Origin of the sequence: Psychroserpens luteolus (assembly GCF_021032705.1) — a bacterium.
Lineage (GTDB): Bacteria > Bacteroidota > Bacteroidia > Flavobacteriales > Flavobacteriaceae > Psychroserpens > Psychroserpens luteolus.
Genome location: NZ_JAHVXI010000002.1, coordinates 499,932 through 522,375, shown reverse-complemented (window position 1 = coordinate 522,375; position 22,444 = coordinate 499,932). Strand labels below are relative to the sequence as shown.

General features: G+C 32.2%; 23 protein-coding genes. 1 reads left to right on the top strand and 22 read right to left on the bottom strand.

All coding sequences use genetic code 11. The features are described from left to right. Positions 1-2 precede the first annotated feature (2 nt). The gene (locus tag KWG70_RS08060) at positions 3-629 is read left to right on the top strand and encodes a DUF6705 family protein (protein WP_230935490.1); all 627 of its coding nucleotides are present in this window, start codon (positions 3-5) and stop codon (positions 627-629) included. A gap of 184 nt (positions 630-813) precedes the next feature. Here KWG70_RS08060 and KWG70_RS08055 read toward each other — a convergent pair whose 3' ends face one another. The 22 genes from KWG70_RS08055 to KWG70_RS07950 all read right to left on the bottom strand — a co-directional run bounded on the left by KWG70_RS08055 (position 814) and on the right by KWG70_RS07950 (position 22,105). Further along, the gene (locus tag KWG70_RS08055) at positions 814-1,050 is read right to left on the bottom strand and encodes a hypothetical protein (protein WP_230935489.1); all 237 of its coding nucleotides are present in this window, start codon (positions 1,048-1,050) and stop codon (positions 814-816) included. 95 nt (positions 1,051-1,145) lie between these two features. Then, the gene (locus tag KWG70_RS08050; protein WP_230935488.1) at positions 1,146-1,835 is read right to left on the bottom strand and encodes a DUF2971 domain-containing protein; all 690 of its coding nucleotides are present in this window, start codon (positions 1,833-1,835) and stop codon (positions 1,146-1,148) included. A gap of 221 nt (positions 1,836-2,056) precedes the next feature. Next, a complete protein-coding gene (locus tag KWG70_RS08045; protein ID WP_230935487.1) occupies positions 2,057-3,031 on the bottom strand; it encodes a Kelch repeat-containing protein in 975 nt (324 codons plus the stop codon). A 256-nt stretch (positions 3,032-3,287) separates the two neighbouring features. Further along, a complete protein-coding gene (locus KWG70_RS08040) occupies positions 3,288-4,886 on the bottom strand; it encodes an alpha/beta hydrolase family protein (protein ID WP_230935486.1) in 1,599 nt (532 codons plus the stop codon). Between the two features lie 125 nt (positions 4,887-5,011). After that, entirely contained in the window at positions 5,012-5,974 is a 963-nt protein-coding gene (locus tag KWG70_RS08035) for a helix-turn-helix domain-containing protein (protein WP_230935485.1), read from the bottom strand. 150 nt (positions 5,975-6,124) lie between these two features. After that, positions 6,125-6,628, bottom strand: coding sequence for a hypothetical protein (locus tag KWG70_RS08030; protein WP_230935484.1), 504 nt, complete (start codon positions 6,626-6,628; stop codon positions 6,125-6,127). Positions 6,629-6,793: 165 nt separating this feature from the next. Continuing rightward, positions 6,794-7,249 (bottom strand): hypothetical protein, encoded by a 456-nt coding sequence (locus tag KWG70_RS08025; protein ID WP_230935483.1) that lies wholly within the window; start codon positions 7,247-7,249, stop codon positions 6,794-6,796. Between the two features lie 55 nt (positions 7,250-7,304). Further along, complete coding sequence (locus KWG70_RS08020; RefSeq protein WP_230935482.1) at positions 7,305-7,799, bottom strand: hypothetical protein; 495 nt, start codon at positions 7,797-7,799, stop codon at positions 7,305-7,307. Positions 7,800-7,907: 108 nt separating this feature from the next. Further along, complete coding sequence (locus KWG70_RS08015; RefSeq protein ID WP_230935481.1) at positions 7,908-8,168, bottom strand: hypothetical protein; 261 nt, start codon at positions 8,166-8,168, stop codon at positions 7,908-7,910. 299 nt (positions 8,169-8,467) lie between these two features. Further along, positions 8,468-8,815: a hypothetical protein gene (locus KWG70_RS08010; protein ID WP_230935480.1), complete on the bottom strand. Its 348-nt coding sequence runs from the start codon at positions 8,813-8,815 to the stop codon at positions 8,468-8,470. Between the two features lie 188 nt (positions 8,816-9,003). Continuing rightward, positions 9,004-10,482 carry a serine hydrolase domain-containing protein gene (locus KWG70_RS08005; RefSeq protein WP_230935479.1) on the bottom strand — a complete coding sequence of 493 codons (1,479 nt, stop codon included), beginning with the start codon at positions 10,480-10,482 and terminating at the stop codon, positions 9,004-9,006. Between the two features lie 215 nt (positions 10,483-10,697). Further along, positions 10,698-11,468, bottom strand: a complete 771-nt coding sequence (locus tag KWG70_RS08000) for a LytR/AlgR family response regulator transcription factor (protein ID WP_230935478.1) — start codon at positions 11,466-11,468, stop codon at positions 10,698-10,700. A 1-nt stretch (position 11,469) separates the two neighbouring features. Next, a complete protein-coding gene (locus KWG70_RS07995) occupies positions 11,470-13,962 on the bottom strand; it encodes an ATP-binding protein (protein ID WP_230935477.1) in 2,493 nt (830 codons plus the stop codon). Between the two features lie 14 nt (positions 13,963-13,976). Next, complete coding sequence (locus KWG70_RS07990) at positions 13,977-14,333, bottom strand: hypothetical protein (protein WP_230935476.1); 357 nt, start codon at positions 14,331-14,333, stop codon at positions 13,977-13,979. 183 nt (positions 14,334-14,516) lie between these two features. Continuing rightward, on the bottom strand, positions 14,517-15,176 hold the full coding sequence (locus KWG70_RS07985) for a hypothetical protein (RefSeq protein ID WP_230935475.1): 660 nt from the start codon (positions 15,174-15,176) through the stop codon (positions 14,517-14,519). A 353-nt stretch (positions 15,177-15,529) separates the two neighbouring features. Next, positions 15,530-16,627, bottom strand: a complete 1,098-nt coding sequence (locus tag KWG70_RS07980; RefSeq protein WP_230935474.1) for a ligand-binding sensor domain-containing protein — start codon at positions 16,625-16,627, stop codon at positions 15,530-15,532. A gap of 106 nt (positions 16,628-16,733) precedes the next feature. After that, positions 16,734-17,090 (bottom strand): hypothetical protein, encoded by a 357-nt coding sequence (locus tag KWG70_RS07975; protein ID WP_230935473.1) that lies wholly within the window; start codon positions 17,088-17,090, stop codon positions 16,734-16,736. Positions 17,091-17,233: 143 nt separating this feature from the next. After that, positions 17,234-17,809, bottom strand: a complete 576-nt coding sequence (locus tag KWG70_RS07970; protein ID WP_230935472.1) for a hypothetical protein — start codon at positions 17,807-17,809, stop codon at positions 17,234-17,236. Positions 17,810-17,949: 140 nt separating this feature from the next. Continuing rightward, entirely contained in the window at positions 17,950-18,522 is a 573-nt protein-coding gene (locus KWG70_RS07965; RefSeq protein WP_230935471.1) for a DUF7638 domain-containing protein, read from the bottom strand. A 260-nt stretch (positions 18,523-18,782) separates the two neighbouring features. Continuing rightward, positions 18,783-19,445: a hypothetical protein gene (locus KWG70_RS07960; RefSeq protein ID WP_230935470.1), complete on the bottom strand. Its 663-nt coding sequence runs from the start codon at positions 19,443-19,445 to the stop codon at positions 18,783-18,785. Between the two features lie 143 nt (positions 19,446-19,588). Continuing rightward, the gene (locus tag KWG70_RS07955; protein WP_230935469.1) at positions 19,589-20,281 is read right to left on the bottom strand and encodes a hypothetical protein; all 693 of its coding nucleotides are present in this window, start codon (positions 20,279-20,281) and stop codon (positions 19,589-19,591) included. Between the two features lie 180 nt (positions 20,282-20,461). Next, positions 20,462-22,105 (bottom strand): T9SS type A sorting domain-containing protein, encoded by a 1,644-nt coding sequence (locus KWG70_RS07950; protein ID WP_230935468.1) that lies wholly within the window; start codon positions 22,103-22,105, stop codon positions 20,462-20,464. Positions 22,106-22,444: the final 339 nt, after the last annotated feature.

Genomic DNA, 22,444 nt, shown 5'->3' with positions numbered 1-22,444 from the left:
TTATGAGACATATACTTATTACAGCACTAGCATTTTTAATAACAATATCAGTTAATGCTCAACAAACAGAAGTTCCTGTTGAGACAGAATGGACTGTACCTCCCTCTCAATTAAATAATAGATACTTTAAGGACGTGAATAATGTTCTAGATAAATTTGTAGGAACGTGGAAGTATGAGAATACCCTAAATAATGCAGTATTTGAAATAACCTTTAGTAAACTATTACATCAAGAAACTCATGAAAATAGTTTTGTTGATGAACTTGATGCACAATTTAAACTTACGGTTAATGGTGTGGAAATCTATAATACTTATACAACTCCATGCGAAAATTGTATAATTTCGGATGGTTTTTTATCAGAAAAAGTTTATCAAACTCTAGGAGATTATGAAAACTTTCTCATCTTACCTCCTAATGTAAATACATATTTTATGGCCATTGCTGAGCCTGATATCGAAAAACACGTACTGTCGTCTGACTTAAAGTTGGAATTTAATTTAGGAAGTAATGGTAATGCAGACCAACTTACTTGGACAAATAAAGTGGATTTGGGAAAAGACTCTAACACCAATCAAATTGTCAATAATTACGAGATGCCATTGAACATGGTTTTAGTTAAGCAATAGATTACATATTATTTAGAAATAAAAAATTAGCTATAATGAATAAAGTCATGTCATAAATTATATATTCGTTATTGGTATACATCTTTATATTAAAATCCCCAACAATGGTTTACCTACGGTGATTATTTTCCGAGTATACAGAGAACTAGCAATTGATTATACACGTTGTTGTAGGTAGTTTTTATTACCAATCATTAATATTAACTTCAATTTTCCCATCAAGACTATGTGATGTAGCATAAGCAAAGTCTTGGTTTTGGTCAGTTTTTAAATAATAAAACATATATATGTTCTCAGCTTTTCTAAAAATTTCGTCGCTTATTTTTTCTGCTAACCACCTAATTTCGTTTTCCGAAACTTTCTTTTCAAGTTCTATTCGTATTTCAGCTTTTTTTAAATGTCTAAAATAGTTTTTTTCCAATATTTTGAAATTGCAGTTATTCTCTGGATTAGAGATTTCAATTTGTCTAAAATAATTAGGCTCTTGATAACACAAATCTTCAATAGGATTTCTTTCTAATTTATATGACTTTGGTATTTTCGTATTTCGAAATAATTAATTCCACGTCCTTTGAGACGTTTCATTACTTTTATTCTATCTGCTTTCTTCATTCTTAAGCCAAAATATATTGATTTCACTGCATCAAACTCATAAGGATGTTCTCCAAAGTCTTCTGTTACAATTCGAATTTCTTCTTCATATTTCCACCTTAATGATTTTCGTCCAGCCATTTTTTGGATTAAGCTATTTGAACTTCCTGAATTTATTATATCCATAAAATCTACACTAGCTGGCTGTTTTTTGTATGTAATTGGAAAACTATATACTTTGTCTGAATCGTATGATTTTAATAGCAAATCTAAATCATATTCAATACAATAGCCGTTATGCGAATTTGCATAATGTGCCCAAAGAAGTTCGTCAATATATGATTTAGACAATGAATAAATTCCTATTTTTTCTGTGTATGAAAGTACGTTGTCAAGTGCATCCATTACAGGTTGAAATTTTTCATTAGAACCTTTCCCGAAAATTGGCAAAACAAATTTGGATTCTTTTAGAAGTTTTTCTTTCGTAAGTATTGTTTCAAATGGGTCATTCAGTGTTTTAAAGTTAGCTGACCAATAATAGTTTTTTTCAATTGAGGTTAAATCTCTTTCAAATATTTCACTATCATAGATTCCCCTGTATTTATATACTAACATTTGATTGATGAATGTTTTTTTTACCTACAACTGGTTATATGGAGATAAATATACGCGTTTTTGGGGTCTATGTTCCCGTAAACGTGACATTTTGTTCCCGATTACAAATTTATTAGCAGCTGTTGATCATGTCAGATTTCCGAAGCCATTCAATACCGCAGTATGGATCGCGAAGGCTGGTTGGGATAGCTTTTAATTTTTTTGATATAAGTAAGTGACTTTTATTTTTTATTATAGACTTCCCAATAGTTTGAATAAGAATTAAATTTCCAAAAATCCATTAGCGGTTTATTAGTTTTATCCCACCCTCCAAATAAAATTAATGATTCATCTTTATAACTATACATCAACGCTGGTTTTCCTGCTCGTTTGGATGGACCTTCATTTGTAATCAAAACCCATTTATCACCATTCCAACTCAGGGTGTCACCTAAATATTGTTTGTTATATCCTCCAAATAGGATTACCCTTTTAGATTTAACATCGTATGCCATAGCATGGTGGTCTCTAGCTAATAGATCATTGTTATTAATTAGTTTCCAGCCTTCTAATAATTGCCATTCCCAGGTGTCTCCGTAAATAGTTTTATCAGTTCCATTTTTACTGAAACCTCCAAAAAGGACTACTTTTTGTTGTTGTTGATCATAAGCCATTGTATGTTGTAAGCGAGGAGGAGGTAAATCCTTTGACTTCAATTTTAACCATTTTTCATTCCTGAAAACCCAAGTATCATTTAGTGACTGACCCAAAGCATTTGAACCGCCAAAAAGAAAAATATCACCATTGTCGGTGTTAAATACCATTCTATGTGACTGTCTAGGAATTGGGCCAGATTCATTCAGTTTTTTCCATTTATCACCATTCCATGACCATAAATCGTTGAGAATATTTCCATTTTCATTTTTGCCACCAAATACTATAAGGCGATTGTTAGATGAATCATAAATCATTGAATGTCCGCTTCTAGGTTCAGGAGCTATATCTGTTTGTATAGCCTTCCAAGTTTTTCCGTCAAATTCCCAAAAGTCGTTTAATCTTTTTTTTTCACTACTGCAATACCCTCCGAAAAGGAAAATTTTATTTTCCTTAGAATGATATGCTGTAACGGGTTGATTTCTTGGGCACGGCTTGTTTTCTATCTGTGAATACACCTGATTTGTTGAAAATGCTAGTGCTATAAAAATTAGTTTCAGCATAAGTCTTAATTTAAAAAGATTAATTACAACGTGTTCGTGTATGGTTAGTAGTGTTGAGAACTAAGTTAGTAAAAAAGGGTAGAAGAGTGGTTGGATTTTGGCAGAAATCCGCGAACCATCTTTAAACACTATTGACTATACACGTTGTTAGCTTACGCTTTTTAGATATTCAGCACTGGTAACTTTTTAAAATTCTCAGTTTCCATTTACCTTCTTATACATAAAGACATAATCTCCACCTGCCCCAGATACAACTTTATTTGAGCAAACTATTCAAATCCTCAGACGCATAAGTTCTTAGTGTGGATTTTTCACTAGCACTCAGATCTTCATCTGATTCACATAGTGATAACGCTTGACGATAGAAACGCTTCGCCTTTTCATTCATTTCTCTTTTCATTGAAAAATAACCTGCATAATAATTAATTCTGGCAGATTTCGGATAACTATCATATGCAAGGTCATAAAGTCTTGACCGATATACATAATCTTCGTCTTTTTTCCAGGCTAGCCAATCTCTGTACTCTGTATAGAAATTCATAGAAAAGGGCTGTGGATTTCCTTCAGATTTTAACTGCTGGTAGATCGTTTCAATCGCATCAAACCCTTCCTTCCAAAACGTGTCTTTAAGTACTGCCATGTTTGGTGGTTTAGGTAGACTTGGTAAAACAAAAGTAGTATCAATTTGATTTCTGGATGACATAAAAGAATCATCAAATAATTCTCCTGACTCTCCCTTTATGGTTTGATTTAAAAATCGCAATATCAGTTCATTAGCGGTTTCGAATCCTTTTTTAGTGTTACCAGAATGCGCTCCAATGATGTCTGGAATGAATTCATCAAACATTCCATAGTTTAGCATAGCAAACTCAGATATCTTAGGAAAATGTGCGTAATATCGATCAGCATATTTTAAATGAGATGTGTATTTCGGATCTATGGATGGATGAGGTGAATAAATGAATAAAATCGGTGTTTGAATGTTCTCGGGCTTATAAAAAGAAGATCCGTTTAAAAGTCGTTGTTCAAAGGCGCTTATGAATCCTCCTTCCAAGCTGATAAATGCCTTAAATTTCTCATTCCTAGATACTGCAGCGGCTCCTACAGAGGAAGAAATGGCATTGGCGAGTATAGAAACCTGATTCATATCTGCATTTGATTTTTCACTAACCTTACCAAGCACAAACTCCAGGTCATCCACAGCGACTTCTAAGCCAGTGGTAGATATCTCCATTCCAGAAGAAAATCTCCCTTTCGGAGCGAAGGCAACCGTTACATAACCGTGACTTGCTAAAAACTCACAAGTGATGCTTTGATAAGCTGGACTACTTCCATTTGGGTAAATGACAACAGGATACTGCCCTTCTGCAGGTTGAGCATCCAAACGCGCAAAGATGTCTAGGTCAAGGAGCTGATTCAATTGTTCTGTATTTAACTCTTCCTTGTTTTCTGTGTCTCGAATATTTTTTAAATTTCGTGTTTGAGTAATAAATGTTTGTCTTGCGAAGGTTTTTTGTTCTTCGGATTCACCAAAATTGGTTTGTCTACCCATTAGATTAATATAATCTGCATATTTCAGCCGAGTACCAGAATCTGGTTGTGCTGGATACCATATATTGATTTGGTACTGTCGGCCATTTTCGGATGTAGGACTCTGGTATAAGTTTCCGTCCCAGTCCGAATAAGGAATGGCATTTTTTGTGAGGTCGTAAGTGAATAATGTCTGAAACCCAACCTGATATTCTCCCATTGGAAGATTTCCCATGATGGGAAAGTTATCAACTGTATCTTGCTTTTGACATCCAAGGATGACTAGAAGTAAAAGGATTGCTGTGTATTTCTTAGTAGTAGCCATTCTTTATTTTTTTATTGTCAGATAAGACATGGTTCATATTCTAACTAGAGTTTGAGCTAAAATAGAAAAAGACTAAACCTAAGAGGTCTCAATACCTGTTTTGACGTCTCAAAACCTGTAGATTACTAACTGTTTTCAGATTTATAGTCTTTCGGCGTTTGTCCAGTATAGGATTTGAATACTCGATTGAAGCTTGCTTTAGAATTAAACCCAGCGTCAAAAGCTAGACTGAGTATTTTCAGGTGATCATTGTTTGGATCTTTCAATCGTTCTTTCATTTCCTCAACGCGGTATTCGTTTATGAACCGGAAAAAGTTCTTTCCAAGCTCCTTATTAATTGCATTCGAGATGACTCGTTCTGAAATATCTGCGGAGGCACTGAGATCAGAAAGCGATAACTCCGGATTCCGATACAGCTTATGAGATTCAATTATCAAGCTTAACTTTTGAATCACCTCAGAGAGCTTATCATTGTCTTGTTCGGTTGGTTCTTCCTTTATATTGAAAACCTGACGTGTTTGAGTTTGTTTGAAGCCGCTAATACTTAACCAATAGAGTACCCCTGAATAAATAAGTAGAATGAAGGCTCTTGGTTCGGTCCATTCTAAGGGAGCAAATTTTCCTCCTACGAGCATGCCTAAAATCACAAAGACTAATATTAGGATAAAGGAACCTATAGTTATTAGTATGAACTGATTTACCCAACGAAGATCGATACGTTCGGTATATGAGATATTATTTAACAGTGAGCGCTGGTATGATTTAACAAGTCGGAAAGAAAATATAAGGTAAATTATAACAGAGAGTATTGCTACAGATTCAAACACTTCAGCTATATCGTGTATTAATGGCCAAGGGTTACTATAATGAAAAGCATGATAGATGCTATGAAGATAATTAAGAATTAATGGTGAAAAATGCCAAAGATCCTTTTTTCGAAATGCATTAGAACCTTCTGTAAGTGTCTTTATATAGAAATAAAATGCAGGACCAATCCAATATGATAAGGAGAAGGGGAGCCAGGAGAGCCACTGATAGGTATTCCATATGGAAATATCCAAAATGAACGGAGTAAAGGTTAGACACATTGAAAAAATGGTCAGGGAGAGAAAGCGATTCGCTCGCCGATTTTCAGTCTTCTCAAAGAGCAGAAAAGCAAATATAAACCCGTTGATTACCGAGCATACTGTTATCAACTGTATAGGTGAAATCTCAAAATACATTTACGTACTTATCTTTTAATTTTCTCTTGTAAATTCCATGATCCAATTTGTTTCCCACGCTTTTGCGTTTTCATCAAAATAGGCTTGTTCCCAAAGCGCCGTATTTTCAGATTTCTTTTTCCAGGTAAATCTTAATTTGTATTCTTTTCCTAGATATAGTTCTTTACCATAAAACTCTCCAATTCCATTTTTAAATTCTCCAATCACTTGCTCTTTTAAATAGTTTTCGGGACTTGATGTATCAGCCCAATAGATTGTCCAAATATTTGTTTTAGGGTTAACCATTCTAATACTAAATCCGATAAAATTGTCTCCAAAGTGAGATGATTTCATTTCGTCCATTAGTCCTAATCCATTAAGAAATGGTTTTGTCTCCATTTTGGCGGGAAATTCAATCCATTCATTACAGTCTTTGAGTCGTTCTTTAAGTTTTTTGTTTAGTACATTCCATTGTCCTATTAAAAAGTCAAAGTTTTGAATTTCGATAAGAGCATTATTTGCATTTGTATTTATATCCATATTTAATGTATTCAGGATGCTTTTGAGTATTACACACAAACGTCTCGATAATGAGCAGTTGCATTAGTACTAAGATAGCAAAAAGAACTACCTATTGTTCTGCCGCTTGGATTTTCCGAGAGGAAAATCAGAAGTAATGAACTATAGTCGTTGTTATGTAAAGTTTTAATCTAAATAAACTGATAAAATCATCTTTTTCCCAAATATCGGTCTAATATCCATATAATGAATATGGTCGACTATTAGCCTAAATTCCTTTTCAGAAATAAAGTAAAGATTTAATTCTCCATTTTTGTCTGTGGTTACTTCAAAGAATGGTGCAGAAATGATATAATCTATATATTCGTAATTGCCATTATTTATAAATCTATTTCCTTTAGGCCTATTATGATTTATTCTAATAGTTCTTTCATATTTTTTTCCATTTGTGGATAATACTGAAATCATTAAATGGAATGCTTTTGGATCGTCAAATTCGATAAGTTCTGTTTTGAAAGAATCGATATTAACGCTCCCATTCCCTAATTTTATAACTTTAGGTTTATCCAAGTCAATATTAGCGCTTTTACAACTATTTAAAAGAACTAATAAAAAAACAAATAATAGTAAACTCTTTCGCATTTTAAAATTTTGCACAACGTGTTCGTATATGGTTTATCTTCGGTGATTATTTTTCCTAGGTCGTTTTATATATTTTATTTCGTTCAGCTTTTATTCTGTCAATACTATTTGTTATGAAAAGTAGTAATATGATACCAATAATATTAAAATTAATTTCCACCAAATCTGGATTAGCATTTCGAGATAGATTCCAGTTAGCAAATCCAAAATCAAGACCAATAATACTATTGCTAGTCAATTCCAATGTAATTCTTAAGTAAAGACCAATTGCAAAATCAAATATGTATCCAAATAAAGCAAAACTAATTATTTGAAGTGCTTGAGTAAATACAGAAAACCTTAACCCTTTCAAGTGTTTTTTTCGGATGAGTAAAATTCCGCTGTAAATTGAGATTCCGCATAAAGTAAGAAAGAGAAATAGAGAAAAAATAAAAAAGCTATTCGAATTCAACTTGTCATAAACACTTAATAAAATGAGAAGTATTCCTAATATTCCTCCAATTATTTCGTAATAGCCTAAATATTCAATTCTACTGTAAATTTTTTTCATTCACGATTTTCTTACGTTACACACAGACCAAGCAATTAATTATATACGTTGTTAGTGGTTGGCTTTTTTCAATCTAAATTGCGATATTTAAATATAGCTACTAAAAGACTATTTCTTTTTTTGTATAAACTTAGGGTTCCATGCTAATAGTCCTAACAAAACTGCCATAAAAGTTGAACCACCAATATCGTAAGTACGCTCTTTGAGGTGATAAATTGTAAAGAATAACAAAACAATTACGAAAAATCCTGCCACGTAACGTCTTAGCTTAGAAAACCAAATAAGAACACCAGCTGCTATTTGTAAGCCTCCAAGTACTTTCCAAAGAGTTGTAGATATATTATCTATCAAAGAGCAGGGTGGTTCCATAAATGGAAAAAATTTATCAAATCCAACTATAAAAAAAAGCAGACTGCAAACTGCAGTTATTATTTTTAGAATATTCACAGCATAGTATTTATAAAGTTCATAGTCATTTTCATTTCAATTATGGTTTTTGTTGCTTCAGTAATGGTATTGTATATGTTTAGTTGCTTACAAGTACGCGATTATTCTTTGCAATACAGTATAGTGAATTGTAGGAAAAGATCGTCTGCTTAAACACTTGTACGGCAAGTGATTATGAGCGTTGTTGTACAACGTTTTATTTTTTAGATAGGATACCTTACTCACTTAAGAACAATCGTCTTCACAGAAAATTTATTTTTTGATAAAGTCGTATCGATTTCAAAGCTTATTTTGTCAATAGAAAAATCGGGGTTATTATTTTCACGAATTAATTTTACAATCCTTTTTCTCTCTTTGTGAAAAGTTGATTCTTTTATTGATTGCCCCTTTTTAAATTTCGTATCATTCATGTGGGTAATTAGTAAATCTTTAATGTTACTATCCTTAACGTCAAATTCTATCGCTTCAAATTTGAAATCTCCAGTGTAAGCAGTCATTTGTTTTGAGGAAGTACAATTGACAATAAAAATTAGTGCTAATAAGGCGAAAATTAATTTAAGAGTTTTCATATGCTTATAATTTAAGTGTATTTGTTTTTTATATTCTAAATGATCATATATGTTGCTCAACGTGTTCGTGTATAGTTTCGTTGTGTTGGCTAGGACTAAGTTAGCAAAAGAAAACGAACCAGAGGAACATACGTAGGATTTTCCAAGCATACAAAACAAGCAATTTACTATAGCGTTGTTACAAACAGTTAATTGTTCTGATTTAACCAATCTTCAGCTTCACTAGTGTACCAGTTTCTAGAGAAGTTCTTAGCATTAATAATGCTCTCAAAATAGAATTTGGCTTTTTCCTTATTTCCTTTTCTGGCATAATATGTTGCCATATATAAATTAACATATGGGTTTTTAGGTTCTTTTTTTAATAATTTTTCTCCAATATTTACTATATGAATGTCAAAATTATTGAATTCACCAAGTTCCATATAAAATGCTACATCTTTTAAGAATGAAAGATTATGCAGTAGATTTAAATCAGCATATTCCAAATAGTTAGGATACTCGGAAAAAACGAAGTTCAATAGTTCGGTACTTGATTGTAATTTTTCAGATTCAAACCGAGCCATATATGACTCAGAAAGTGCTTGTGCTAAAATCTTCTTTCTGTAAAATTCTTTATTCGAAACGTAATTATTGGATATAGAATCTTGTGTTTCAAATAATGGCATTTCATCAAGTTTATATATATAGTTCTTTAAGAAACTCATAGCAAATAATGAAGAAGTAATATCTCCATAAATTAGTCGAGCTGGATCACTCAAAAGATTATTATTTGCAAGTAATGTTAAAGAAATATTCTCAGAAGGTATTCTCAATAATAGGCTAGAGTAGCAATCATATTGACCATAAGCCCAAACGATATTTAGGTTTTCAAATTGTTGATTGAAAATACCATATCCATAAGGTAAATCAGGATTATATGATGAAAACATCAAGTTCTTATATTTTTCAGATATCAGAGTATTGTTGTCCAAAGCTTTATTGAAAGTAGCCAAGTCTTCTAGATTTGAGACAATTCCAGCTGAAGTAGAATATCCAAAATCTATAAATCCATTTTCAATACCATTATCCAGAATATATGGTTTTGCTATAATTCGCTTTTCTCCATTTACTTGAGCGGAATCTTTGAGTAAAAAGGTGTTCTTAAGTTCCAATGGGATTAGAATCTCTTGGTTCAAAACATATGAAAAAGATTTACCCGAAGCCTGTTCGATTACATTTGTTAAAAGCCCAAACCTTGAACTATAATAAAAGTCTTTTCCAACATTTCCTTGCGAAGTATGAGACAGGACGTGTTTTATTAGAATTGAATCTCCAAGTATAGGTTTTGGTAAGTATTTGTTAATTGGTTCTTCAAGTGAAAGTTTTTCTTGTTCAACAAGTTTCATAATCAGAACACCAGAAAATACTTTTGTTATTGAAGCTATTGGAAAAAGAGTAGTAGAATCTAACGTAGCTGACTTCTCTAAATCAGGTTTCCCCAAATATTTTCGATAAATATTCTTACCATCTTTTTCAATTGAAATTGCCATTCCTGGAATTTGAAAATACTCCTTTAGTTCTAAAAGTTCCGAAGTGAATTTTTCTGATTGTTTATTCTGACTCTCTTTTTTTTCTGAACAACCTGAAACTAATAAAAAAAGGATGATAAATTTGAATGCTAATTTCATTTGTTACTTGGTTTCGTATAATTGTTTGTAACGTGTTCGTGTATGGTTTGTGTTGTTATAGAACTAAATTAGCAAAAAAGAAGTGAAGGCATAGGATTTCATAATAAATCCTTAAATAACCATTAAACAACATGAACTATACATGTTGTTGAGTTTAGTACATTTAATTTTCCACTTAGTAAGGTGTTATCAAAAAAATGAAGTATTAATTTTGGCTATTGACTTGCATTTTGGTAAGCTGTATACCAATCAAAAAAATGTTTCTTTTTTCTTCGGGATACTGGAATATTTAGAGATTCTGAAAGTTTAATCAGATTACCATTAAGATAAGATGTTATATGTTTAGCATTTACGATATGAGATTTATGACAACGATAAAATCCTTTAGAATCTAATAATTCTTCAAGTTGCATTAAGGTCTTAGTAACTAGCTTTTTTGTTCCATTCTTTAGATAGATGTAGCTGTAATTCCTATCTCCTTCAATGTGTACAATATCATTTAGAACTAATCTTAAATTACCATCTTGAGTTTTTAAGTTAAGTAAATGATCTCCAACGTTTTTATTTGCAATGTTTTTTAAAGCTAGTGATAAATTGACGTGTTGAGTGCCTTTGTTAGTGTAAGTTTTAAAACGCTTTACTGCTCCTTTTAATTCGCCCAAATCGATAGGTTTTAATAAATAATCTAAAGCATTAAAACGAATAGCTTTTATAGCATAATGACTATATGAGGTTATAAATATGGTTTGAAAATTAATTTTTGATAATTGAGATAACATTTCAAAACCAGTCATGTCTGCCATTTCCACATCAAGAAAAATAAGTTCAGGCTTGTGTTTAGTAATTTCCTCAATACCTTTCTTTCCACTGCTAACAGAAGATAATACGTTTATGTCTGGAAAATACTGATCTAACTTATCTTGTAACAACTCTCGTATAAAAGGGTCATCATCTATAATTAGGCATCTGATTTTATGAAAGCTCATATTATGACTTCAATGCGTTAAAGATAGGAACAATTAGTTCTTCAAGCTTATAAGGTTTGGGAATATAATTATTCATTCCTGCGTTATAGCAATTGTCTATTTCTGTTTTTAATAAACTTGCGGTCATTGCTATGATTGGAATTTTAGTGCCTTTATTTTCAGATTGTTCTATGTTTCTGATTTTTTTAGTGGCTTCAAACCCATTAGTTTCTGGCATTTGCACATCCATTAAAATGAGATCATAAGCGTTGGTTTTAAATTTTTCAATAGCTAAAGCTCCATTTTCAACAGTGTCTATAGTAACATTTTTAAAATAATAAGAAAGATCATCTCGTGCAATCATTTGGTTAAATGGATTGTCTTCTGCAATAAGAATACGAATATCTTTTAGCGATTCGGCCATTGTCTTTAGTTGGTCTTCAGATATAAAATCCTGACTTACCGCATTATCTTCAGGAATCGTAATAGGTAATTCAAAAAAGAATGAACTTCCTTTGTTCTCTTCACTTTCTATCCAAATCTTTCCATGTTGTAAATTAACTAATTGTTTAGAAATATTAAGACCTAGTCCAGTGCCTCCATAATATCTTGAAGTAGAATCTTTGGCTTGCTCAAAAGCTCCAAATATACTTTCGTGTTTAGCTTTTGGAATGCCAATGCCAGTATCTTTAATTTCGAAATTGAGTTTGTTGTTTGCTGTAGATACTAGGATGTCTACATGTCCTTTTTCGGTGAATTTTATAGCATTCCCTACGAGATTGATTAAAATTTGATTTAATCGAGTTGGGTCTCCCATTACCAAAATGGGTACATCATCAGCAATCTTATAGGATAATATTAAACCTTTCTCTTCTGCTTTATATTTGAGAATTTGAATAACATTCTCTACAACTGCTTCAAGATTTAATGATATGCTCTCAATATCTAATTTCCCAGCTTCAATTTTTGAAAGATCCAAAACATCATTTAAGATAACAACAAGATTATCAGAACTTGTGCGCATGGCTTTTAGAAAAACCTCTTGTGATTTTGGGTGATTGTTACGTTCTAATATATTTATCATTCCAGAAATCGCATGCATTGGTGTTCTGATTTCATGACTCATATTCGCCAGAAATTGTTCTTTAAATTTTTCAGATTGTTCTACTTTCTTTTTTTGCTCCTCTATAATGACCTTCTGTTTACGCGTTTCTTTTAATCTATTAAAAATTAGATAGGCCAGTATGGAAATTAATAACAATCCTATACCGATAGCCCAGGAAATGCGTTTCTGAGATGTTGTTTTTGCTTCTTGTAAAGCAATCTCTTTTTCGTTTTTGAGATCGTCAATTGCTTTTTGTTTATCGTAGTCAGATTCAACTTTTAGTTGAATAATCGCTTTTGCATTTTCTAAATTTACTATTGAATCTTCTATTTTAATTGCCTTTTGAAACATATCTAAAGCTTGACGATGGTGACCTAATTTATGATGTATTTCATATAAGTAAGCATATATTTGTCCTTGCATTTCTAATATCTCTTGTCTGTTGGCAAGTACGAGTGCTTTTTGAAAATAAGGTAGTGCCTTAGAGTATTGTTTATTGTTAAAAAAGGCCTGTCCAGCAGCTATTAAATAAGCCGCAGTGACTGTCTTGTTTTCTAGTTCTTCACTTTGTTTAATACTTTCATTGAAATTGTCTTCAGCTTTGGTAAGATCGCCTTTTACAAGGGCTTGTTCACCAGCTTTTGATAGCGCAATAGGAGCATCTGGTGGTACATTTAGTTTTTCGAGATCATCTGCACTAATGAGACTGTCTGTAGTAGTATCTTCAATTAGATTATATTTTTTACTGAGACTATTCAGTTGATTTTTCATCATGGTAACCATCATACGATCTCTTTGATTGTCATCCTTTTTTAGTAACCCTTCAAAAATGATAACAGCACTATTTAAATACTCTACACTTCGTTCATCTTGTTGAGAAGCGTATAGATTTGCTATCATACTTAAGGCAGCTCCCTGAAGTCTTGTCTCTCCAATTTTTTCAAATATACTAGCTGCACGTTCAAATTGTGGTATAGATTTACCAGGATTACTTTGTTTAAAATAGATAATCCCAATATTGAATGACGATGCGGCGATATTATACTGATCATCTACTTCCTCTGAAATAGCCATAGATTTTTTAAAGAGCTCATGAGCCTTACTATTTCTTTGTGTATTCATAAAATAGCTACCTTGACTTCCTAAAGCTCTTCCCATATATTTTTTATTGTTATGAGTTTCGGCTAGTTTGTATTGTTGTTGCGCATGATAGTAAGCAGTATCTAAGTTAGCTGGTCTATACATACCTTGTGCATCTTTAGACATGTTACCGATAGCTTCCAGTCGATCTATAACAGGTTTACTTTCGTCGCTCCAAGTCGCCCAAAGCGAATCTTTATTTGTTTGTGCATTTACTGATAAAACGAAAATAAGACTTGAAATAAGAAAAGCGAATTGTTTTGGTTTCATGGCTTAATTGGTGGTTAGAAATTTTCGTTGATAGCTAAATGTACGTCTTTAAGTGCGAGGTTCAGCTTTATTATTACTGTTTCTACTAAAGTGCATAATTCTTCTATAGGCATTGTTTCGTATTCAAGCTCTAATCGTCTAATAGGATTTACAAGATCATTAATTCCAAAAAATTGTATTTGTGGGCTCATTTGATGCAATAGTTGGCGAACCTGTTTTCTGTCTTCAGCTTTTAAGTGTGCTTTTAAACTATGAATACGTTGCGGAATTAGTTCCTGAAATTGTATGAGGTATTTATAGATGATTTTATGGTCGCCTCTTGCGATGTTGATTAAATCTTGAGGGTTAATAATTTTAGTATTCCAATGCATATAAAATGTGCTAAAAAATGATGTGTCGTTTATATATTCCGAAGATACGCTTAAATAAATATCTCAGTACAATACAGGAGTATGTAGGGGTCATTATGCGATTGTCTTCAATTTGTTTTAATAAAAAAGGTGTAGTACCAAGGTTAAATTCGATACTACACTCAATGATTAATTAATAGCAAATTAAATGTTTACCTTTATTTTATCTTTAGGTGATTCTACATTACTAAATCCGAAGAATGACCATGGGTTATTAGCACCTCCATTAGTATCTTCATTACAACTGTTTGATAAGAAAGGGCTATATTGATCCAAAGGTGCATTATTTCCTTGGCCATTATCTTTGACAGCAAAATACACATAAGTCCCAAGATCATATGGATCGCATTGTGGTGCTGGAAATCCAGGAGGTGGCGGAGGGAACATGACAGTATTTTCTATAACCTCACTGATTTGACCTCCATAGACCACTTCATTATTTCCTATTGAAACAACGCTTACTGTTTCTAATACAACATTTGCTGTACCAAAAGGACCAAAAGTAATATCAAGAGTAGCACTTCCATGTGCGCCGCCATTGTTTTGAGTTCCCGAAAAAGAGATTAGTCCTCCACCGAAACCACTAAAGTCTCCATGAGCGTGCAGGCTATTTTTTTGGCTTCTAGAACTGAAAGCAGTATTTGATTTATTACTTACAGAAGCTTCCCAATCGTTCGTGCTAGATAGTTTAAATAGATATACCGCTTCTGTTTTTTGTTCTACAGTTGGTTCATTGAGTTCTTCTTTACTACATGATGTAAGACAGATGAATCCAAGTGTGATTAATAGCATTAAATTTTTCATAATAAATGATTTGTAATTGATTAAAGCAATATTGCTTGATGTAAATATATATTGACTATCAGTTGTTTAGATTATGCTTTTATCAAATGGTAGCTTGAATTACCTATTGGGTGTGTTCTTGTACGAACGGTCAATCTAACGGTAAGTATTTTTCTGAATCTATAAAATAGAAATTGGACTAATCGACGTATTAATTCGTCACATGTATTAAGTCCGACGTGTTCGTGTATGTTGTCGTTGCGTGGTTGAGAACTAAGCTAATGCATAAAACTAGAAGATAGGAATTTCCGATAATTGTTCCGAAAGGTTAGGGAAGGAGCAATGGATTATACATGTTGTTGTAAGCTGGCTTTTTACAGTTCAAATTTTTCAAATGACACTCCATTATATGTATAAACTCCAGCATTATGTGTTCCAAGCCAAAGAGTACCTTGCTTGTCTTTGTAAATTGAGAAGAGTAAAACTTCAGTGTCACCATCTTTAATAGGATAATGAATAAGCTCATTCCCGTTACTTCTCCAAACACCATTGTCGTATGTTACCATCCACAAGTCTCCGTTATTGTCTGTAGTCATGGACATAAAATACAAACTTTCTAATTCTTTACTTTTTACTCCAAACTCTCGTTGATAATTTATTGGTTTGAGCTCAATAGACTTTGTATTATCTGGCAATATTTTGTATTTATATTTCGGATTACAAATCCAAATATATCCATCTTTATCTTCAATAATTGAACGAATTCCGAAAGAACCACCTTCTGGTGTTTCTGTTAAATGTTTTTCATACATCCAACTAATATGATCTCCATCATATTTATATACTCCTAAATTGGAAGTGCCAAACCACATATTACCGTTAGAGTCTTTATAGATATAATAAACTCCATAAGGGTTGTAACTAGCATTTGGATTAATAGAATTGAATTCGCTTTCCACTTCATTTTTTGGAAATTGTAAATGATATAAATGTTTCCCATCAAATCGATAAGGTCCACTATTATTCCATCCCATTCTAAACCATAAATCGTTCGGTTCGGATTTCCATTCATTTTCGATAGAACTATGTTCTACTATCTCTAAAGTTGTAAATTTTTGCCCATCAAATTTGCTCACCCCTTCTGCTGTGTCGAAGTAAATATTTCCAAATCTGTCTTCTTGTATTCCCCAAATATTACTTTCAATAAGTCCATCTTTATCAGTATAAAGAATTAGATTTTTACCATCATATTTATAAACTCCTTTATCATTACCGCCAAACCAATGGTTATTATTAGAGTCTTGGAAGACAAGTAATATTTTTTGATCAAGCTTAGAAACAGTCTCACCAAGAGCAATACCTTTTTCAGATGTATCTAAGTTTTTAGATTTATTTTGTCCGTTGCATGTAAAGAATGTTGTTAAAATTCCGAAGATGAGAACAACTTTAATAGTTATCATTTTTAAACTCATTCTATTTTTTGTTTGTTGTCAAATACGTTTAATTCTGCAATATCGGCAAACTCAAAATCTGTTGTTCCGATTTTCACTCCGTTTAATTCTATGTCGTAAACCTTTTTCATTCGATACAAACTTGAATTTCATTAGTTGGTAGAAAACTTTGGAAAAAACCTAATGTAATCAGGTTTGATTTTTTAACTTTTAAGTCTGATGGATTTAAAAATTCAATTTCGTATGTTCCTCTTTTCGGAATGTCAACTGAAGCTATCTTTTTTGCTCTTTTTCCAAAAGCAAATGATTGAACTTTCCAAAACGTTTCTTTTGGTTTAATTATAGTTTCTCCGTTGATTTCTCGAAGAATTACGGAAAAGTTATTTGTAATTACTTTCCAACCACCTAACACTTGCAGGCTGTAAATTCCAACGGGTAATTCCAAATGCTGTTTTTTGTCCAAAATGTTAATTGGCTTTCTCATTTCTCAAATGCAGTACAACGTGTTTGTGTATGGTTATTTATGTTGGCTAGGTCTAAGATAGTAAAAGGGAACTAACCATTAGGGAAATCTGTAGGATTTTCTAAGTGCAAGCTGTACTAGTCGTTAATTATACACGGTGTTACCTACAGTTTTTTATTCCGACTAATTGCGAAAACTAAAGTCGAATTTGGTAATATTTTAATTGATTTCCTGACTTTGCTTTTATAACTATTCATCAGTTCAATTTCTTTTGTAATTCGGATAATTAGATATTCTGCATTTTTTTCAGATTCGTAAGAGTATTCAAGTCCATTAATTACTAAATCACAAGCCCTATCGATTAGAGATAAGCTATAATATTCTCCGTTTATTTCAATTCCGATTAAGTTTGCAGAAGCATAGGTTTCGTATTTTATTTTCGTTTTTCCGCTTGTTGTTTTTCCAGAATACTTTTTATAACTCAAATCATAAACTTCGTCTTCATCTTTTTCGATGTCCAATTTTGCAGAACTTCCTTGAAAATCTAATAACGATTCCTTGTTTTTAGAATCTTTCACAATTAAAATTCCGTTTATAGTTCCACTAAAATTTCCCGATTCCAAATTTTGAAAAACAGAGTCAAATCCATTTCCGTCAATCGAACGAGAATCATTTTGCCCAAATGTATAAGCCGACATTAAAGTCAGAAAAATAATAATTGAAGTTCGGATGTTTTTCATAATTGTAGGTAATGTTTTTGCGTATGGTTGTGTGGGTTAGCGGTTAATCTAGCAAGTACACACCAAGTTGGAAATTCCTGCGGAATTTCCAAAGTAGGCGAGAACAAGCAATTATTTATAGCCATTGTTTGCTGTAGTTATTATACAAATTCTTTTTCGTTCCATTCGTCCTCAAAATAATCATTCAGCATAAATTTCCTTTGTTCAGACGAAAATTTTTCATTCTTTTCTATTAATCCAACTAAAGGGTCTTTATAGTCTACATATTCAAATAAAACTCTTTTATGGCTTGGTAAATCTTCAAATTGTTTTTTTAAGTCCAAATAGTTTTGTTCGGTATCTTTGAGTAAATAGTTTTTGAATAAATCAATACATTTACGACGCCTACCTTTTCCACCATTCAGTTCAATTATTGAGTCTTCAATTTCTTTTATAAAATCGTCATCTGTTTTTTCAGGAAGAAACTCTTTTGTGTTTACGATACCAAAATTATGAATTCGTAATTCTGAATCTTTAGGTAAATTTATTTTTATCCAACCAGATTTTAATTTCTCTTTAAAACTATTAAAGTCCATCAATTCCCAACAGCGAATCATTCCATCTGCAAAAACAGTTATTTCGGTAAAGAAGTACATTCCATTTTTCACGATTCCATAAAAAACTTCACCGTATATTTTTTCTCCTTTAGATTCTCTATAAACTTTGTTTATCACGGTTTTCTTTAATTACATACAACGTGTTCGTGTGTGGTTTACCTTCGGGGATTATTTTCTCTAGGTTGTTTTTGTTAGCGTCATTTTTTTAAAATGCCGAACAAAAATCTACTAGCTTTAATAGTTGTTGTGTTGCAGGAACTAAGTTAGCAAAAGAAAACGAACCAGAGGAAAATCCGTAGGATTTTGCTAACGCCAGTTCGCTAAGTTCGTGTCCGAGTACACATAGACCAAGCAATTAGTTATACATGTTGTTGGGCTTAGTAATTTTTGACTAGATAGTAATCACTATCTTCATTATCAACTGTTTCTTTATAATAAACTAATCCTTTATTTTTTAAATATAGTCTTTTAGTATTAGAGTAGATTTCATTGAATTTTTCCCCGTCTCTATACATAATCGCTTTTGATTTAAATTCAATCATGAATGACTTTGTATTTAAGGTATCTTTAAAACTAACAAAAGTTTGTGAAATACTTTTAATACCTAAACCTGATTCCTTATCAAAGAATTCATTCGTTATAGTTTTAGGTGCTTCCAAATATGGTTTCCATATTTCACCAGTTATTTTATGAGCTTTTATTTTTCTATTATCTAGATATATATATTGTTCTAAAATTTTAACTGTGTCAAAACTAATATTTTCGATTCCTCCATAATATGGAATTGAATCTGGAGTCATAAAATAATATTCCATATTTATTCCATCACTATCTGTGTTTTTTTTTATAATCTGTTTAAATAAGACTTTAGGTAAAATTGTATTTTTACTTTCAAATAACCTATAGTTAGTTTTGTCTAAATCTGGATTAACAAAGTATTTTATTATGTCTTTGTCTTCACAATCATTGCTCTTAAAAGAAAAATGAATAGATGAAATGCTAATTATTACAATTGTTAAGATCAAAAAGTTTCTTTTCATAATTAAGCTCAACGTGTTTGTGTATGGCTAGTTATGTTGGCTAGGCTAAAGTTAGTAAAAGGAAACGAACCATTAGGGAAATCCGTAGGATTTTCCGAGTACAAGCTGGACGAATAATTAGCTATACACGTTGTTGTGTGTAGTTACTTTTTCAATTTAAATTCTGTAAGAAGTGCATTGTATACTTCATTAGGAATTAAACCCTGTCTATTAAGAGATTCGTAATACCTCTTCATAATTTTTTTCTGTTCAAACGCTACTTCTTCTTTGTATTCATCAGTTTTAAAATGTTTAAGCATACTCACGAAGTCATGAGAAGATGATGACTTTTTATGTAATTGCAGTATTATGTCTTCAAAGAAATCATCGAATGTCTCTGACATTGCATAAAATAATGCACGCTTCACTGCTATATTTTCAGATTCTGAAACTTCAATATTGTTTTTGGAATTCTTTTCTTGCATTCTGTCTACAATTCTAATCCTGTCAATAGTATCAAAAAGATTGTGAGTTTGTATAATTATTTCTGGTACTATATCTGATTCTCTATCTATTGTTTTTTTAAACTCATCAATATCAGTACTAAATGTGTCAATATGTTCTATCATAGGAATAAACATTTCGTCAGGTATATTCATTGGTGGCTTTTCAGCATAGAGTTCTGTATGTTTTATGTAGCTGAAATGTAATTTTAGAACAGAAGAAAAAAGTCGATTATAAGAGACCTGTTTTGCTTTTTTTTCAATCCAAATGGTTCTTCCCTTATCAAACAAATAGGCAATTACAGTTCCAATGGTTATTATATAAGTCCAATATTTTTCAATAAACGCTATCATTTAGTTGATTATTTGGGGTGTTTTTTAATTACACACAACTGGTTATATGGAGATAAATATACGCGTTTTTGGGGTCTATATTCCCGTAAACGGGAAGTTTTGTTCCCGTTTACAAATTTATAATAGCGTGGAATCATATCATTATTTCATAAAAATATGTTACCAATGGATTCAACGAGTTTATTGTTTTATAAATCGGAATATGGCTTGACGATCTAAAGCATTAACTTTTACAAAATAAATCCCACTAGCCATAGCTCTTACATCAATAGCTGTATCTGTTGATGTTAAAACTAATTGACCACTGACTGAGTAAAATGCAATACTCTTAATTGTATTGGGCTCAATATTTTTCAAAAAAACCAATGAAGTACTCGGATTTGGATACAACAGAATCCGCTCTTGAGAAAAGTCGGTGACTGATAAAGCCGATAGGTTTTCAAATGCGCCTATATCCAACGTATTTACAACTTGTTTAGCGACACTATTGGTATGCATAACATATTCGTTCAACACATCATGATCTGGAAGATGAACGGACGGAATTGCACTGCCTGCATCAATTAATAAAGACGTGTCTTGTAAGTTGAAATCTTGAGTATTAAAATCTACAAACAATGGCTCTGAGCCCGTTAGATTATTACCTAGATCGTTTACTGTACCCAATCCCGAGCCACTGTGTGAATCTACCCAATTAGTTTTGATCCAATTGTGATGACTATTTAAAGTCCCATCACCATTAATCATCGCCATACTACTCCCATTATTAGATGTATATATAATATTATTGAAACTGTGCATGGTTTCATCCTGAGTGGAAAGACGCGCTAGAGTTGTATTAGAGTTTCTTGTAGATATGACTGTATTATTATAAAAATAAAAATCGCCTTTTCTATATTGTGAGGTGGTGCCATTATCTCCTCCATAATGGATGATTTGAGAATTTCCTGCACCATTTGGTTCTATGAGAATGTTACCATAAACGTAAGTTGTAGAATAAGAAGGGTCGTTATACAATGCAGATGTACCAGATTCAACAAGATCCAATTGACGATTTCCGCTTTCGATCCAATTGTATCTAACCACCAGTCCGGCAGATCTATCTTTAAGGTTGTTACCATTAGCACCTGCTCTTAAGGGACCAAATCTATTGTATTCGTAAGTAATTCCTAGAGCTTCAGTATAGGTGTTATGCTCAAAAATACTTCCGACGATTCCATTATCGTAGATGTAATTATTGGCAATGAGAATATCTTTTGTCTGTCCATTATTAGCACCAATAAAGATACCATTTCCAGAATCGTGAATAATGCAATCTCTAATAATGATATGCTCGCCTTTTTCTATATAAATGGAAGCAGCATTACTAGCATAGGTATCTGTTTGACCGTTATCTGTTGTAAAGGTGTAGGCAGGCCTTACAGATCGTAGTTCTAAATTTTCAATGGTAATATAGCTCGGCAAACCATCTGAAGGCACACTAGAACCGCCTATTTTAATAAGACCTCTTACTTCATTCCAATAATTTAAATAGGTAGGAGTGACGGCTCCATTCCCATCAATTATTGGTTTTTGTCCACTAGGACCGCTCACACCAATAATTTCAATTCTATTTTGTGCGGTACCTTGGGCATTTATCACCCATTTTTCGTAATAAGGTGTGCTTTTCCAGTGGATGTATATTTTATCTCCAGCTTGTAATGCATCCCAAGGAACTTCGGAAATATTAGCTAATGGTTGTCCTGGACCAACATGATAGTCGGTTGCAGAAATAGTATTAAACGACAATAGGGAAAACAAGACAATAGTGTAATAGGTTTTCATAAGACACAGATTTGGGTTCGATAAGGCTAAATGATTGTAGGTCAATCACTTTATTAATCTAATATAAAGAATTCAAGGGGATTAACAAAATTGTATTGAAGTCAAAACTTTTGTAGCATATTTTGATTAGAGCTTACTAAACTCTAACAATTTACGTTTAGTGCTTGTGCTATCGGATAATTTTGTCCATGTCATAACCTTGAGCAACAGTAGCCTGTTTCAAAGGTGCTTTCTTTGCAAGTCTGCTTTGAATTTTCACTGTTACAACTAATTGCAGAAAAAGAAGCAAGCCTAAGTAAAGTATGTTTTTCATAGTATCGTTTCGATTCTAAAGTGATT